The sequence below is a fragment of the Streptomyces sp. NPDC004752 genome (assembly GCF_053601275.1).
The window spans coordinates 1-15,925 of record NZ_JBSGBN010000084.1; the positions used below are offsets into that span (position 1 = coordinate 1).

13 protein-coding genes are annotated in these 15,925 nt (G+C 73.4%); 8 read left to right on the forward strand and 5 right to left on the reverse strand.

Annotated elements, in window-relative coordinates; all coding sequences use genetic code 11:
• Both ACWEKM_RS29735 and ACWEKM_RS29740 read left to right on the forward strand, forming a co-directional pair.
• A partial coding sequence (locus ACWEKM_RS29735) for an anti-sigma factor (protein WP_451624345.1) occupies window positions 1–597 on the forward strand: 597 nt, incomplete at its 5' end.
• 116 nt (window positions 598–713) lie between these two features.
• Window positions 714–989 (forward strand): hypothetical protein, encoded by a 276-nt coding sequence (locus tag ACWEKM_RS29740; protein WP_451624346.1) that lies wholly within the window; start codon window positions 714–716, stop codon window positions 987–989.
• A gap of 783 nt (window positions 990–1,772) precedes the next feature.
• Here ACWEKM_RS29740 and ACWEKM_RS29745 read toward each other — a convergent pair.
• Entirely contained in the window at window positions 1,773–2,555 is a 783-nt protein-coding gene (locus ACWEKM_RS29745; RefSeq protein WP_451624347.1) for an ABC transporter permease, read from the reverse strand.
• Window positions 2,552–3,553, reverse strand: a complete 1,002-nt coding sequence (locus tag ACWEKM_RS29750) for an ATP-binding cassette domain-containing protein (RefSeq protein ID WP_451624348.1) — start codon at window positions 3,551–3,553, stop codon at window positions 2,552–2,554. The genes ACWEKM_RS29745 and ACWEKM_RS29750 overlap by 4 nt, the downstream gene beginning before the upstream one ends.
• 64 nt (window positions 3,554–3,617) lie before the next feature.
• Between ACWEKM_RS29750 and ACWEKM_RS29755 the strand changes: the two genes are divergently transcribed.
• Window positions 3,618–4,337, forward strand: coding sequence for a TetR/AcrR family transcriptional regulator (locus tag ACWEKM_RS29755; protein WP_451624349.1), 720 nt, complete (start codon window positions 3,618–3,620; stop codon window positions 4,335–4,337).
• Window positions 4,338–4,390: 53 nt separating this feature from the next.
• Here ACWEKM_RS29755 and ACWEKM_RS29760 read toward each other — a convergent pair whose 3' ends face one another.
• The 3 genes from ACWEKM_RS29760 to hmgA form a co-directional block, all read right to left on the reverse strand.
• Window positions 4,391–5,560, reverse strand: coding sequence for a type ISP restriction/modification enzyme (locus ACWEKM_RS29760; protein ID WP_451624350.1), 1,170 nt, complete (start codon window positions 5,558–5,560; stop codon window positions 4,391–4,393).
• 226 nt (window positions 5,561–5,786) lie between these two features.
• Window positions 5,787–6,536: a GntR family transcriptional regulator gene (locus ACWEKM_RS29765; RefSeq protein ID WP_451624351.1), complete on the reverse strand. Its 750-nt coding sequence runs from the start codon at window positions 6,534–6,536 to the stop codon at window positions 5,787–5,789.
• A 27-nt stretch (window positions 6,537–6,563) separates the two neighbouring features.
• Window positions 6,564–7,889 carry a homogentisate 1,2-dioxygenase gene (gene hmgA / locus ACWEKM_RS29770; RefSeq protein ID WP_451624352.1) on the reverse strand — a complete coding sequence of 442 codons (1,326 nt, stop codon included), beginning with the start codon at window positions 7,887–7,889 and terminating at the stop codon, window positions 6,564–6,566.
• A 373-nt stretch (window positions 7,890–8,262) separates the two neighbouring features.
• Here hmgA and ACWEKM_RS29775 point away from each other — a divergent pair, with 373 nt between their 5' ends.
• The 5 genes from ACWEKM_RS29775 (at window position 8,263) to ACWEKM_RS29795 (ending at window position 15,754) form a co-directional block, all read left to right on the forward strand.
• A complete protein-coding gene (locus ACWEKM_RS29775; protein WP_451624353.1) occupies window positions 8,263–8,793 on the forward strand; it encodes a hypothetical protein in 531 nt (176 codons plus the stop codon).
• Window positions 8,794–8,946: 153 nt separating this feature from the next.
• A complete protein-coding gene (locus ACWEKM_RS29780; RefSeq protein WP_451624354.1) occupies window positions 8,947–9,564 on the forward strand; it encodes a TetR family transcriptional regulator in 618 nt (205 codons plus the stop codon).
• A 119-nt stretch (window positions 9,565–9,683) separates the two neighbouring features.
• Window positions 9,684–11,927: a molybdopterin oxidoreductase family protein gene (locus ACWEKM_RS29785; protein WP_451624355.1), complete on the forward strand. Its 2,244-nt coding sequence runs from the start codon at window positions 9,684–9,686 to the stop codon at window positions 11,925–11,927.
• Window positions 11,928–12,242: 315 nt separating this feature from the next.
• Window positions 12,243–13,523 carry an MFS transporter gene (locus ACWEKM_RS29790; RefSeq protein WP_451624383.1) on the forward strand — a complete coding sequence of 427 codons (1,281 nt, stop codon included), beginning with the start codon at window positions 12,243–12,245 and terminating at the stop codon, window positions 13,521–13,523.
• Window positions 13,524–14,413: 890 nt separating this feature from the next.
• On the forward strand, window positions 14,414–15,754 hold the full coding sequence (locus ACWEKM_RS29795; protein WP_451624356.1) for an ABC transporter ATP-binding protein: 1,341 nt from the start codon (window positions 14,414–14,416) through the stop codon (window positions 15,752–15,754).
• Window positions 15,755–15,925 lie beyond the last annotated feature (171 nt).

The following is a 15,925-nucleotide window of genomic DNA, read 5'->3' on the forward strand; positions in this document are numbered from 1 at the left end:
GTGCTGGCCGCCGCGCGCACGACCCCCCAGGAGCGGGCCCACGGGCGCGAGCGCACGCCGCAGCTGCCGCCGCACGTCTGGGGCACCCGGCCCCCGCCGGCACGCACCCGTACGCCCCGGATGCGCCCCCTGCTCGTTCCGCTCGCCACGGCGACCGCCGCCGCGGCGCTCGTCGTCGCCGGACTCTTCGCGGTCCAGGCGGGCCGGACCCAGGACCGGCTGGACGCCGAGCGGGCCCAGGCGCGTGAGATCGCACACGTTCTCGCGGCCCCCGATGCCCGGGCGACCAGCAGCAAGGATGCCCGTGGCCGCGGCATCGCGGTGATCGCCTCCGCGGCCGAGGGACGGGCCGTCGTCACCCTCAGCGGGTACGGCGGTCCGCCCGGCGGGCGGGTGCGCCAACTGTGGCTCATGCGCCCCGATGTGCAACCGCGCTCCCTCGGGCTCTTCGCCGGTGACGCGCCCTTGATCGCGACCGGACTCGGCAGATCAGCGACGTCACTCGCGGTGACCGTCGAGCCCGCCGGTGGCTCCCCGCAGCCCACCGGTCAGCCGATTACGCAACTCGCCCTGAAATCGGTCGGATTCGGAGAGTAATCGTCAACCTCCTTGTGGGGAAGGTGAATCCTGTGGGCCAGATACCCGAGTGCCCGGATGGGGCGATAGGGTTACTCTGCCCGCGCCGGGTGGACTCGTTACGGGTGGGGAGTGACATGGAGCAGATAACAGTGCGCAGCAGGGCGAGGGTCCCTGCGATCAGCTGCGGGAGCAGCGCGACCAGCTCGCGCCTCGACCGCCATCTTTCGGTGCTGGCGGGTCCCGCCATACCGCGGCAGAAGACGGTCGAGGCGACATCGCTGATGCGTGAGCTGACCGCGCGTGACACCACGCACAAGCGCAGCGACCGGGACACACGGGTGCGCCGTGTGTCGCTCTTCGCGCCGCTGCGTCGGCTGCGGCGTTCGCTGTTCGGCGGCAACAGGCACTGACCCCCGCCGGGCGCGCGCTCGGGCCGCCACGCCGTCCCGGCGCCACGCTGCGATCTGGTCGTCCGTCATCCCCACGGCACGCAGCGGCGCCGTGGCGTGCTGCCCGAGCGCCCGCAGGTCTCGCCCGAAAGCCCGCACGTCCCCCATCCCTGCCCGCCCCCGCCCGGCACCGATGGGGGACCGGCACCCCGCTCCCCACCCCAGCTCCCACCACGGCCGTCCCGCGCGCACCCCATCCCAACCCACGCCACCCGCCGCCGCGTTCGGCCGCTCGTCAACGCCCCGACTGCCTTCGACCGACAGGGGAACGTGCCGCCGACGACCCTCGGGCACCTCAGAAGGCCGACGGTCTCCGTGGGCACCGCACTCGCCCTCATCGGCGGCACGTTACCCACCAGCTCAACCGCGCCCTGCGTGGCCGCCGCCCCCGGTCAGGCGGGCGCCATCGCCGCCGCCCGGTACCCCGCGGCGACCGCGGTCGACCCGATCACCCCGCCCGAGCGGCTGAAGGCGATCAAGGACGAGTCCACGGAGACGAGTTCGCGGAGCGGACGAAGGGCGTCACCCGGAAGACGGCCTTGCCTGACGGCCCTGCGCGACGGACATGGGCGACGGCCCTGTCCGTCGGCCCTGGGCCGCCCATGGATGAGTCGCCGGAGTGGTTCCTGAACAAGACCCGCAGGTCGTGGCCGCCGGACGCCATCGCCTGGCCGCCCCGACGGATCGAGCCGCAGGAGGAGTTCTCGTTCCGTGGCCCCGAACCGGTCGCCCGGAAGCAGCCGTTCACCGCTCGCCGCGCGTGTACCGGCGCACGGCGAGCGGCAGGGACACCGCGATCAGGACCGCGCTCCACGCCAGCGACCCGGCGACCGGGTGCGCCACCGGCCAGGCGGCGCCCTCCGGTACGGGGGCGTTGCCGAACAGGTCCCGCAGGGCGGCGGTGACCGCGCTGATCGGGTTCCACTCGGCGAGCGCGCGCAGCCAGCCGGGCAGGTTGCCGGTCGGGATGTAGGCGTTCGACAACAGAGGCAGCACGAAGGTCGAGGCGCCGAGCTGCCCGGCGGCCTCCTCGCTCCGGGTGAGCAGTCCGAGGAGGATTCCGACGCTCGTGCAGGCGAACCGGAACAGCAGCAACAGACCCACCGCGCCGAGCGCCCCGGCCGCCGACCCCTCGACCCGCCAGCCCACGGCGAGCCCGACCAGCAGCAGCGGCACCGTGCCGAGCGCGGCGACGACCACGTCCGCCACGGCCTGGCCGAGCGGCACGGCGGCCCGGCTCACCGGCATCGTACGGAACCGGTCCATCACACCCCGGTGCGCGTCCTGAGCGGCCTGGAACATCCCGGTCATGATCCCGCCCGCCGCGGTCGCCACCAGCAGCCCGGGGACGAGGAAGGACCGGTACTCCCGGCCGGGCATCGCGAGGGCGCTGCCGAAGACATAGCCGAAGAACAGCAGCATGTTCACCGGCATGAGCTGGGTGAGGACCGCGATCCCCGGACTGTTGCGGACCCGGCGCAGCTGCCGGCCCACCATTGCGACACCGTCGTACGTCCACGCGCTCATGCCGTGGCCTCCTTGCGCTCGGCGGTTTCACCCTGCGGGGGCTGGGCTGTCCCGGTCTCGGTCCCGGCGCTCTCGCCGGTCAGCCGGAGGAAGACGTCGTCGAGGGTCGGTGGGCGCAGGCTCGCGTCCAGCAACGGCACGCCCGCCGCGTCGAGTTCGCGCACCAGACGGGGCAGGGTCAGGGTGGGGTCGGTGGTGAACGCGCCGACGGACCGCCGGTCGTGGTCGAACGACGGCTCGCGGCCGGTGAGCCGGTCGAGGGCAGCGGCCGCCCGCGGCAGCGCGTCGGCGTGCGCGACGACGGCCTCGGCGTAGGAGCCGATGAGGGACTTGAGTTCGGCCGGCGATCCGGTGTGCGCGACGCGGCCCCGGTCCAGCAGGGCGATGTCGTCGGCGAGTTGGTCGGCCTCCTCCAGGTACTGCGTGGTCAGCAGCACGGTGGTGCCCTCGGCCGTCAGTTCGCGCACCGCGTCCTGGATCCGGTTCCGGCCGACCGGGTCGAGACCGGTGCTGGGCTCGTCCAGGAAGAGCACGTCGGGGCGGCGGACGAGACTCGCCGCGAGGTCCAGCCGGCGCCGCATACCGCCCGAGTAGGTGGACGCCCGCCGGTCGGCGGCCTCGGTCAGTCCGAAGCGGTCCAGCAGATCGGCGGCCCGCCCGGCGGGGCCGCGCACCCGGTGCAGGCGGGCGAAGAGCCGCAGGTTCTGCCGTCCGGTGAGGTCGCCGTCGACCGACGCGTACTGACCGGTGACGGCGATCCGGCGCCGCACGGCCGCCGCCTCCCGCGCGAGGTCGTACCCCGCGACCCGGGCGGAGCCCGCGTCGGGCCGCAGCAGCGTGGTGAGCAGCCGCACGGCCGTCGTCTTCCCCGCCCCGTTCGGGCCGAGCAGCCCGCAGACCGTGCCCTGCGCCACGGCCAGATCCAGTCCGCGCAGGGCGTGCACGGCGCCGAAGCGCTTCTCCAGGCGTTCACTAAGTACGGCGTACGTAGTAGTCATGCTTCGACCATAGCTCACTACGTACGGTGTACGTAACTAGGATGGTGGTGCGAGGTGATGATTCATGGCAGGCCGAGCGGCCGTCCCCGAAGTGATCTGGGCCCGTCCCGAGCGCACGGGCCGCGGCCCGAAGCCGGCGTACACCCGCGCCGATATCGCGGCGGCGGCCGTGCGGATCGCCGACGCCGACGGTCTCGACGCGGTCTCGATGCGCCATGTGGCGGCCGAACTGGGCTGCGGCACCATGTCGCTGTACAACTACGTCCCCCGCAAGGAGGACCTGTACGAGCTGATGGTGGACGCGGTCAGCGGTGAGCATGAGCTGTGGCAGTCGAGCGGGGACTGGCGCGCGGACATGGTCCGGGTGGCGCGGCAGACGCGCGCGCTGATGCACCGGCATCCATGGCTGCCGCGGCTGATGTCACCGGTGTACGGCTTCAGCCCGAACGCCCTGCGCTACATCGAGCACTGCCTGGCCTGCCTGGAGCCGCTGGAGGCGGCGCGGGGCCCGAAGCTGGAACTCGTCGCGATGCTCAACGGCGTCGTGACCACCTATGTCAGAAACGAGCTGGAGACCGCCGAGCGCACCCGCGCCCTGCCCTGGACGGAGGAGCAGGAGAACGCGGCCCGCAGTGCCTACCTCGGCGGCCGGATCGCCTCGGGCGCCTATCCGCACCTGGCGGCCGTGCTTGCGAAGGATCCCGGGCCGGTCGATATGGAGGCGGTCTTCGAGCGGACTTTGGACCGCATCCTCGACGCCTTCGCCCCGTCGGCGGCGCGCTAGACCGACCCGGACTGGTGCGGACCGGCCCGTACCGGCCTGGCTCGGACCGGCCCTCAGATCAGCGCGAACTGCCCCTCGGGGCCCTCCTCGTGGTGGTCCAGGACCGAGGCCGGCCGACGGGACGAGGCCGGCGGCGGGAGGACGGCCGCCGCGCGCAGCTCCGCGGCGGTGATCGGCGAACCCACGGTCAGATCGGCCTGCCGGGGTCGCAGCTCGGCCAGCAGGGCCAGCACCGTGATCAGTTCGAGCAGCTCCGACGTCCAGGACTGCGGCCAGGTCGCGGGGCGGACGGCCGCCAGGGTGCCGGGCGTTGCCTGTGCCGTCCGCGCGGTGAACCACTGCTCCAGCACCCGGACCCCGGCCACCTCGAAGTCCCAGGCCGCGGGCGGGACCGGCGCAATGCGACCCTCGTCGAGCTGGAGGCACTCCTCGGCGCGGTCGTAATGGATGGAAAGGGGACGCGGCGGGAGCGGGGCGCGGACGTAGGGGCGGCGGCCACCGGGGAGCTTGGGGCGTTCGCCGTCGCGGCGCATCAGCCACAACAGGCGGTGGCCCAGCTCCACGCCCCGTGACCACAGCCCCGGGTCCTGGGTGAACGGCACCGCCGGACCCGGCCGGGCCACCGCCAGAATCCAGGCCAGCACGTCCAGGGGCGTGGGGGTCAGCCCCAGCCGGGCGCCCAGGTGGTCCAGCAGGCCGGGCGTCAGATTGGGCTCCCGGCCGCCCGGCCGCCGGTACAGCGGACGGATCCGGCCGGGGCGCAGGGCGGGCAGCAGCGGCAGCAGCGACGTGGCCAGGAGCATCGGGCCCGGCCCCTCCCCGGCTGTCTCCACCGCGAACACCTGGTCCGGGTCCGCCACCCGCCACAGCTCCGGGCGGGCCGAGTCGATGAGCCGGTGGTCGGGGATCAGCCACTGCTCGTCGAACGGCGCGGCCAGCACGCGGACCGGCTCCGGACACGGGCCCGCCGCCCGCGCCAGCCGCTGTGTGCCGCCGCTCTGGCCGGGCAGCTGACCGACGGCCGAGTGCAGGGTGCGCGAGCGTGTCGGCTCGAACAGGGCCTCCCGGTCCGGGCCCTCGGCCTGCCCGAGAGCGTCCCAACGGGCCTTCAGGGACGCCGCGTCGGGGGCCGCCGGCCACCCCCGGCCGAGTCGCGGCGGTGCGACGGACCACGGCATGAGGTCCGCGAGCAGCGGAGCGTCGTCGTGCGTCACGCTGGGCATGGTACGACCTTCCGTCCGCGGGCGGGCCGGGAGTCTGATTGAGCCGGAGCCTGACTGAGCCATGCCACCTGGCCCGTGACGTCCGGTGCCGTGCGGCGCAAGGCGGGGCCGCCCTCGTCGCCCGAAGGGGCGCGGGGAACCGCGCGCCCAGCCGCGACGCTGCCCGCACCCGGCCACCAGCCTGCCGCACCACGGCGACCGACCGCCCCGGGCCGATCCGACGGCGTCACGTCGCTTCGAGGGTGACCGTGAAGGAGAACCGGTCCCCGCGGTAATGGATGACCGCCACGTCCAGTACCCGGCCGACCGCGTCGTAGGTCACACCCGTGTAGTGCAGGATCGGGCTGAGCAGCGGCACCTGGAGCAGCCGTGCCGTCTCCGGGTCGGCGAGCCGGGCCTCGACGGTGTCCGTGATACGGCCGATGTCCGCGCCCACCACATCCCGCAGCACCTTCGTCATCGGCCAGCGGACCAGGTCCTCCGGGTCGATGTGCCGGGCCAGTGCGGGACGGACGTAGTTGCGGGCGTGGTTGGTCGGCTCGCCGCTCTTCTCGTCGCAGCGCAGCCGGTGGTACGTCGCCACCTCGGCCAGGTCCGGGAAGTGCTCGGCGAGTTCGGCCGGTACCGCCGTCCGGCCCCGGTCCAGCAGTTCGGTCCTCATCCCGGACTGCTGGGCCACGATCGCGTCCACCGAGCCGAGCAGCCGCACCGGGGTGCCGCGCCGGGCGGCGGGCTCGATGAAGGTGCCGCGCCGCCGGTGCCGGCTGATCAGCCCCTCGTCCTCCAGTTCCTTCAGCGCCTGCCGCATGGTCAGCACGCTCACGCCGTAGTGCTCCGCCAGCCGCTCCTCGGTCGGCAGCCGCAGCGGGTCCTGGGGCGAGCGGCCGAGTATCGAGGCGCGCAACGACTGCGACACCTGGTACCAGAGCGGCAGCTTGCGGTTCAGGACGATCGAGTCCGGGGCGAAGGAGGTCACCGGCCTATCCGTATCCGCCGGGACCGATCAGCGCAATGGGCGGAAGTGTCGTTCCAGTCCCCGCCAGACGCCGTCGTAGTCCTGCTGGAGGTGGTCCGCGCGCGCCGCCTGGGGGGTGAGCGTGACCGGCCAGCGCGTCTCGAACATGAACGCCAGCCCTTCGTCGACGCGCTGCGGCGTCAGCTCGGCGGTGCTCGCCCGGTCGAACGTCTCCCGGTCCGGTCCGTGCGCCGACATCATGTTGTGCAGCGAGCCGCCGCCCGGCACGAAGCCCTCCGCCTTGGCGTCGTACGCGCCCTCGATCAGGCCCATATATTCGCTCATCACATTCCGGTGGAAGTACGGCGGCCGGAAGGTGTTCTCGCCCACCAGCCAGCGCGGTGCGAACACCACGAAGTCGACACCGGCCAGCCCGGGAGTGTCGGACGGCGAGGTGAGCACCGTGAAGATCGACGGGTCCGGGTGGTCGTACGAGATGGTCCCGAGCACATTGAAACGGCGCAGATCATAGGTGTACGGCACATGGTTGCCGTGCCAGGCGACCACATCGAGCGGGGAGTGGTCGTACGTCGCCGTCCACAGGTTGCCGCAGAACTTGTTCACCACCTCCACCGGGCCGTCGACGTCCTCGTACGCCGCGACCGGCGCCAGGAAGTCGCGGGCGTTGGCCAGTCCGTTGGCGCCGATCGGGCCGAGGTCGGGCAGCCGGAACGGTGCACCATAGTTCTCGCACACATAACCCCGCGCCGAGTCATCCAGCAGCTCCACACGGAATCGCACCCCACGCGGAATCAACGCGACCTGGCTGGGCGCCACATACAGCGGGCCGAACTCCGTGCGCAGCAGCAGCCCGCCGCGCTCCGGCACGATCAGCAGCTCCCCGTCGGCATCGCTGAAGACGCGCTCCATCGAGGAGTCGGCGTGGTACAGGTGCACGGCCATGCCGCTGCGCAGGGTGGCGTCGCCGTTGCCGCCGAGGGTCCACAGCCCGGCGAGGAAGTCCGTCCCGGCCGGCGGTTCGGGCAGCGGGTTCCAGCGCAGCCGGTTCGGGTCGGGCACCGACTCGGCGAACGGGGCCGTGTGCACCGCCCCGTTGCCGGTGCGGGTGAACGCCGGGTGCGCGGCGGACGGGCGGATGCGGTACAGCCAGGAGCGGCGGTTGTACGCCCTCGGTTCCGTGAACGCCGTGCCGCTGAGCTGTTCCGCGTACAGCCCGAGCGGGGCGCGCTGCGGGGAGTTGCGGCCCTCGGGCAGGGCGCCGGGCACCGCCTCGGAGGAGTGCTCATTGCCGAAGCCGGTAAGACCGGGGAGATGGGCCAGGTGCTCGGCCGTCCTGCGCGCGTTCCCGCTCATGATCGCTCCCTTGCGAACCCGATTCCCCCGCCGACTGGATTCCTCTGCACCACCAATTCCTGTGCAGCACCATAGGAATGCGAAGGTGCGGACGCAAGGACGCCTGTCTGCTCCCTGAGAGGTACGGCATCGGCCGGAACTCCCGACTCCAGGGGGATCCGGGCCGCAGGCCGGTGTTCTACGCTCCCGGGCATGCCGTGGACCCGTGGACTGCTCGGCGCGCTCACCGTCTGCGTCCTGCTGCTGGCCGGGGCGGCGGGCTGTGGAACCGGAGAGCCGCGCGAAAGGACCGGAGCGCGGTCGCCCGCACCGGCGGGCCGGCTCCTCGACAAGACGGACGACGAGGGGCGGCGCGCCCGACGTCGACATCGAGATGACCCCCGACGCCGCCGACGGCTGGGACGTACGGCTGACCGTCCGCGACTTCCGCTTCCCGCCGGACGGCACACGGGAACGGGCGCGGGTCGGGCGCGGACTCGCCCGCCTCTTCGTGGACGGCGAACCGGTCGCGCGGCTGCGTGTCCCGCGCCACTATCTCGCCGCCCCCCTGCTGGCGCAGGGCACCCACCAGGTCACCGCGCGTCTCTACGCCGACGACGGCACGGTGTGGGCGGTGCATGGCAAACCGGTCGAGAGTACCGCCGACGTGACCGCGTCGGGAGCGACGGCAACGCTGGCCGCGACGGCGCCACCGGCCCCGACGTCGTCGTCGGGCACGCCGCACGGGGGGGAGTGGCATGGGCGGGTGAGCGGTTCCGGCGCGGTCCCGGCGCGGTCCCGGCCGGGGCGGGGGGCGCACCAACTCACCGGCGGAATCAGGTTCACGTACCGGCAGGCTTGCGTCGGGTTGTCGGGTGTCTGTGGCGGTGTTGTGGGTGGTTGCGCAGTTCCCCGTGCCCCTTGAGGGTGGTTGCAGTCGGCGGTGTGGCAGTAGGTCGCGTGCCGCGGAAAGTGTGTCGGGTTGCCGGGTGTCCGCGGCAGTGCCGTGGCCGAGTGCGTCGGGCGTCGGGCTCCGTACTGTGGGACGAGGTTCACTGGATTCCGCCTGACAGGCATCATGAGGCCCGTGCCCCATGCGACATCGCTCCGCCGCGCCCCCGTTCAACGCCGCAGTGCCGAACGCCTGGAAAGGATCCTCGACGCCTGCGCCGACCTCCTCGACGAGGTCGGTTACGACGCCCTGAGCACCCGTGCCGTCGCGCTGCGCGCCGGCGTGCCCATCGGTTCCGTGTACCGCTTCTTCGGCAACAAGCGGCAGATGGCCGACGCCCTGGCCCAGCGCAACCTGGAACGCTACTCCGAGCGGATCACCCGGCGTCTGCAGGGCGCCCGGCCGGGCGACTGGCGGGCGGCCGTGGACGCCGTACTGGACGAGTATCTGGCCATGAAGCGCACCGCACCCGGCTTCTCCCTCGTGGACTTCGGCAACCAGATACCCGTCGGCGACCGGCACGCCGAGCCCAACCACCGGGTCGCCGACAGCCTCACCGCCCTGCTCTCCGGCTATCTCGGCCGCACCCCCGACGAGGAGTTGCGGCGGACCTTCCTGGTCGCCGTGGAAACCGCCGACACCCTCGTCCACCTCGCCTTCCGGGTGGCCCCGGAGGGCGACGAGGCGATCATCGCCGAGACCCGGGACCTGCTGCGCGCCTACCTGGCACGGGCGTTGGACTGACGGCCCGGCCGCGGGCGGGCCGCCGACCGACCGCGGCTACCCCTCCCACCCGAGCATACCGATCGGTATGCTCGCGGCCAGTCCGCACGCCCGCAGCCGTCACCCGCCCGGGAGGACCCGTGTCCCACACCGCTCTGCGCATCTGCCCCCTGTGCGAGGCCACCTGCGGGCTGACCCTCACCATCGAGGGAACGCGCGTCACCCGTGCCCGGGGCGACGGCGACGATGTGTTCAGCAAGGGGTTCATCTGTCCCAAGGGCGCCGCCTTCGGTGCCGTCGACGGCGACCCCGACCGGCTGCGCCGCCCCCTGCTGCGCACGGACGGCGAACTGCGCGAGACCGGCTGGGCGGAGGCGTTCGACGCGGTGGCCGCGGGCATCCGGCCCGTCGTCGAGCGGTACGGCCCGCACGCGGTCGGCGTCGTCCTCGGCAACCCGAACGTGCACACGGTGGCCGGCGCCCTCTACCCGCCGGTTCTGCTCGGCGCGCTCGGCACCCGCAGCCTGTTCACCGCCTCCACGCTCGACCAGATGCCCAAGCATGTCTCCAGCGGACTGCTCTACGGCGACGCCGGCGCCATCCCCGTACCCGACGTCGACCGCACCGACCATCTGCTCCTCATCGGCGCCAACCCGCTGGAATCCAACGGCAGTTTGTGCACCGCGCCGGATTTCCCCGGCCGACTCAAGGCGCTCAGGGCGCGTGGCGGACGGCTCGTTGTAGTCGACCCGCGCCGCACCCGCACCGCCGCGCTCGCCGACCGGCACATCGCCATCCGCCCCGGCACCGACGCGCTGCTGCTCGCGGCGATGGCACACGTCCTGTTCGAGGAAAACCTCACCGACCTCGGAGACCTCGCCCCGCACGTCCAGGGCCTCACCGAACTCCGGGCGGAACTCCGGGACTTCACCCCCGAGGCGGTCACCGGCGCATGCGACGTGGCCGCCGACACCATCCGCGCCCTCGCCCGCGACCTGGCCGCCGCCCGCACCGCCGCCGTCTACGCCCGCATCGGCACCTGCACCGTTTCGCACGGCACCCTCGCCAGCTGGCTGGTGGACGTCCTCAACATCCTCACCGGCAACCTCGACCGGCCCGGCGGCGTTCTCTTCCCACAGGCCGCCACCGACCGGACACCCCGCCCCGCCGGACCCGGCCGCGGGTTCGCCCTCGGCCGCTGGCACTCCCGGGCCGGCCGGCACCCGGAGGCCAAGGGGGAGCTGCCGCTGGCCGCCCTCGCCGAGGAGATCGACACCGTCACCGAGGAGGGCGAGCCCGTCCGCGCCCTCATCGCCGTCGCCGCCAACCCCGTCCTGTCCGCGCCCGACGGCAACCGGCTCGACAAGGCCCTGGACTCGCTGGACTTCATGGTCGCCGTCGACCCGTACCTGAACGAGACCTCCCGCCACGCCCATGTCGTCCTCCCGCCGCCCCCGCCCGCCCAGAGCCCGCACCACGACTACGCGTTCAACACCCTCGCCGTGCGCAACCAGGTCCGCTACAACCGCCCCGCCGTGCCGCTGGAACCCGGCCGGATGGCCGAGACCGAGATCATGGCCCGGCTGGTGCTGGCCGCGACCGGGGCGCACGGCACCGACCCGGCCGCCGTCGACACCATGGTCGTCGACCAGACCCTCGGCAGAGCGGTCCGTGAGCCGCACTCCCCGGTGCACGGCCGGGACCCGCGCGACCTTTCGGCCCTGCTCACCGGTGAGGACGGCCCCGAGCGGCGGCTCGACATGATGCTGCGCCTCGGCCCCTACGGCGACGGCTTCGGCGCCCGCCCGGACGGGCTGAACCTTCAGCGGCTGCTCGCCCACCCGCACGGCATCGACCTCGGACCGCTGCGCCCGCGGCTGCCGCAGCCGCTGAAGACCCGCAGCGGCAAGGCCGAGCTGCTGCCGGACCCGATCGCCGACGACCTGCCACGGCTGCGCGCGGCCCTGCGCGAGCGGCCCGCCGGCCTCGTCCTCGTCGGCCGCCGCCAGTTGCGCTCCAACAACAGCTGGCTGCACAACGTGCCCGCTCTCACCGGCGGTTCCAACCGGTGCACCCTGCAGATCCACCCCGAGGACGCGGCCCGCCTCGGGGTGCGCGACGGGGCCGCCGTGCGCGTCAGGGGCGCCGGGGGAGCGGTGACCGCCCCCGCGGAGGTCACCGACGAGGTGCGCCGGGGCGTGGTGAGCCTGCCGCACGGCTGGGGCCACGACCGGCCCGGCACCCGGCTGAGCCACGCCGCCGCCGACCCCGGGGTCAACGTCAACCAGCTCCTCGACGGCAGCCTGCTCGATCCGCTGTCGGGCAACGCGGTCCTCAACGGCGTACCCGTGGAACTGGAACCCGCACCCGCGGCACGGCTGTGACCTGGAGTCCTGTGGGCAGTACTCGGGTATCACGATCTTGTTGATGCGGTGTGGTGGCATCTGACGTCAGCGCACCGCCGACGATGCCGCCGACCGCGGCACCCGTGTTGATCCCCGTGCTGATCCCCGCGCTGATGCCCGTGCTGATCCCCGCGCTGTTCCGCATGGCCAGGGTCGGGTTCGGCGACCACACCGGGTTCGTGGTGAAGTGGGAGGTGCCCCCATCGTGGGTGGTGCTCGGGGCAGGCACGCTCCTCGGCATCATCCGATCGCACCAGGGAGGACCGCATCGTGAGGCCCGGGGAGGACCGCAACGTGAGGCCCGGCCGGAACCGCGGCTGGCTCCTCCGACTCGTCATCGCCTTCGGCTTCGTACAGGGGGCGGTGTCGATGGCCCGGCCCGCCGTCTCCTACCGGGCCCTCGCGCTGGGCGCCGACGAGCGGGCGATCGGCGTCATGGCGGGCGTGTACGCGCTGCTGCCGCTGTTCGCCGCCGTACCGCTCGGCCGCCGCACCGACCACGGCCGCTGCGCGCCCCTGCTGCCCGCCGGTGTCGTACTCATCGCCGGCGGCTGTGCGCTCAGCGGCATGGCGGACTCCCTGTGGACGATGGCCCTGTGGAGCGGCGTGATGGGCCTCGGCCATCTCAGCTTCGTGATCGGCGCCCAGTCGCTCGTCGCCCGCCAGTCGGCGCCGCACGAACAGGACCGCAACTTCGGCCACTTCACCATCGGCGCCTCGCTCGGCCAGCTTGTCGGGCCGATCGCGGCGGGCGGCCTGATCGGCGGCCCCGACATGGCCGGTACCAGCGCCCTGGCGCTCCTGGTCGCAGGGGCGGGCGCGGCGGTCGCCGTCACCTCACTGTGGCGCATCGAGGACCGTACGGCCCGCACGTCCCGCACCGCGTCCGGCGCGCGCGTCCCCGTCGGCCGGATCCTGGGCGCCCGGGGTGTGCCCGCGGGCATGCTGATCAGCCTGTCCGTGCTGTCCGCGACGGACATCCTCACCGCCTACCTTCCGGTGGTCGGCGAGCACCGGGGCATCGCGCCGTCCGTCGTCGGCGTCCTGCTCAGCCTGCGGGCCGGTGCCACCATCGCCTGCCGCCTCGTCCTGACCCCGCTGCTGCGGCTGCTAGGCCGGTCCGCGCTGCTCACCGTGACCTGTCTGCTGGCGGCCCTGCTGTGCGCGGGCATCGCGCTCCCGCTGCCGCTGTGGGCGCTCGGTCTGACCCTCACCGCGCTCGGCTTCTGCCTCGGCGTCGGCCAGCCGCTGTCCATGACGACGGTTGTACAGGCCGCCCCCGATGATGCCCGTTCCACCGCCCTCGCGCTGCGGCTGACCGGCAACCGCCTGGGCCAGGTCGCCGCCCCCGCCGCGGCCGGCCTGGTCGCCGGGGTCGCCGGCGTGGCCGCGCCGTTCGTCATGCTCGGCGCGCTCCTGCTGCTGTCATCGGCGGTGGCCCTGCGCTCCCCGTCCCGCCCGGCCACCACCGCCCTGCCCCACCCCAGCCCCGCACCCACCACCCCCGCCACCGGCCCGAAGCCCACCGCCGTCGTCGAGCCCCACCACGGGGTCGGGCCGGACCCCAAACGCTGAGCCCGCCGGGGGCTCGCCGCGGGTGGGGGCGTCAGGGTCTGTTCGGGGTCCGCTTTCGGCGGGGGCTGACGGTTGGCGTTGGGTGGCGTCGTGGGGGTCGGGTCGGGTTGTGGGGTTGGGTTTATCGGGGGTCCGGCTTCGGCGGGGCTGTCCGTGGTCGATGAGCGTTGTTGTGGGGTGGGGCCGGGCGTGGGGTTGAGCTGGTCGGGGGCCCGTCTCGGGTGGGGGTGGGCCGTCGTTGTCGTTGCGCGTCGCCGCGGGGCCGAGCTGGACCCCAGACGTTGAGCCCGCCGGGGCCCCTCCCGGACGGGGCCCGTCCCCGGCGGGGGCCCATCCCAGACGAGCGGCCATCCCAGGCAGGGGCCGCAGCCGTCGTCGAGCGTCGCCGCGGGTCGGGCCGGGCGCAAGCGCTGAGCCTTCTTGGGGACCCACCCCGGTGCCGGGTCCGCCGCTCTCGCCGAGCGCCGAGCAGCGACGGCCGGGCCGAGACCGGTCAGCTGGGACGGAGCCGGTTGGCGGGGACGGAGCCGAGCGGCGGTGGGGACTGAGCCAGTCGGTGGCGACGGAGCCGAGCGACGGGGACGGAGCCGGTTGGTGGCGACGGAGCCGAGTGGTGGGGACGGAGCCGAGTGGTGGGGACGCAGAGCGGCCGGGATGGATCCGAGAGGTGGGTCCGTGCTCCGTCTGTGCGGTCGAAAGCCGTCGGAGGGGCTGAATCAATGCTTCCGTTTCGCCTCTCACCTGGGCTTTCATGGGCGTCCTGGCACGCATCTTCCCACCGCCGCACGCATTCCGTTAGCTTCCGTGACCCATAGGCTCTGTTCGACCCGCACGGGGCCTTCGACCGACGGAGCACCAGCGCTCTGATGAGGCCCCCGGGGGCACCTGCGATGACACGCGCCATCTCGTTGCACGACGTGAGCAAGTCCTACACCCGAGGCACCCGGGTGGTGGACCGGCTCTCGCTGGACATCGCGCCCGGCGAGTTTCTGGTCCTCCTCGGCCCCTCCGGCTGCGGCAAGTCCACCGTGCTGAGAATGATCGCCGGGCTGGAGGAGATCGACGAGGGCACGCTGCTGCTCGACGGCACGCAGGCCAACGACCTTGAGCCCGCCGGGCGGGACATGGCGATGGTCTTCCAGTCCTTCGCCCTCTATCCGACCATGACCAGCCGCGACAACATCGGTTTCCCGCTGCGCATCGAGGCCCCTGACGAGGACCCCCGCCCCCGCGTGGACGCTACCGCCCGCATGCTTGGCATCGAGGAACTCCTCGACCGCTTCCCCGCCCAGCTCTCCGGCGGTGAACGCCAGCGCGTCGCCATGGGCCGGGCCATCGCCCGCCACCCCTCCGCCTTCCTGATGGACGAGCCGCTGTCCAACCTCGACGCCAAGCTCCGCGCCCATCTGCGGGCCGAGATCTCCCAGCTGACCCGGGAGTTGGGCGTCACCACGGTCTACGTCACGCATGACCAGGCCGAGGCCATGTCCCTCGGCGACCGGGTCGCCGTACTGCGCGGCGGCGTGCTCCAGCAGGTCGGCAGCCCCCGCGAGGTGTACGCGCTGCCGCGCAATGTCTTCGTCGCCGCCTTCGTGGGCACGCCCCGTATCAATCTGCTGCGCGGCCTGGTCCGGGCCCCGCTCAACGGCGCGATGACCATCAGCCTCGGCAAGCAGTACCTCCGGCTGCCCGAACCCCTCAGCCTGGACCACCAGTTGCTCCGCGTCCAGCAGGGCCGCGAGGTGATCGTCGGGCTGCGCTCGGAGGCGATCCGCATCGCCCAACACTCCTCCGCCCGCCCCGGCGAGGTGCCGCTCACCGGGCTCGTGGAGCATGTGGAGTTCCAGGGGCACGAGGTCCTCGTCCACTTCAACACCGGTTCCAGCCCGGCCGTCGTAGCCGACCTGGAGGCCCCGCGCCCGGCCGGCCGTCCGGCGCGCCGCCGTCGGCGCGAGGGCGCGACCATGCTGGAGCGGATCCGGGAGCGGGCCGGTGCCCTGCGTGCCGGGCCGGTGGCGGTCCTGGACCGTCCGGCGGACACCGATCCCGACCCCGCGCCCGCGGAGGGCCGGCTGCCGGGTGATCTGGTGGTGCGGACCACCCCGGACATCCGGCTCAGCCACGGCATGCAGGTTCCGCTGCTCGTCGACCTCGCCCACCTGTTCGTCTTCGACCAGCAGGGCGAGCGCATCTCCCCGGCCCCGGCGCGGCTGCCGGACCTGGGCGAGTGACCCCACCGGGCGACCGCCGACGGGTCCGGCCCGCCCGCTGAGGTGCTGAGCGCCCGGACGGCCCGGACGGACCCGGCAGCTCGGGCGGCCCGGGCGGCTCGGACCCTGGCCAGGGAGACCTCCGGCACGGGCGAACCAACGCTAGTTTGTGGTTCGGACGACGCAGCCCCG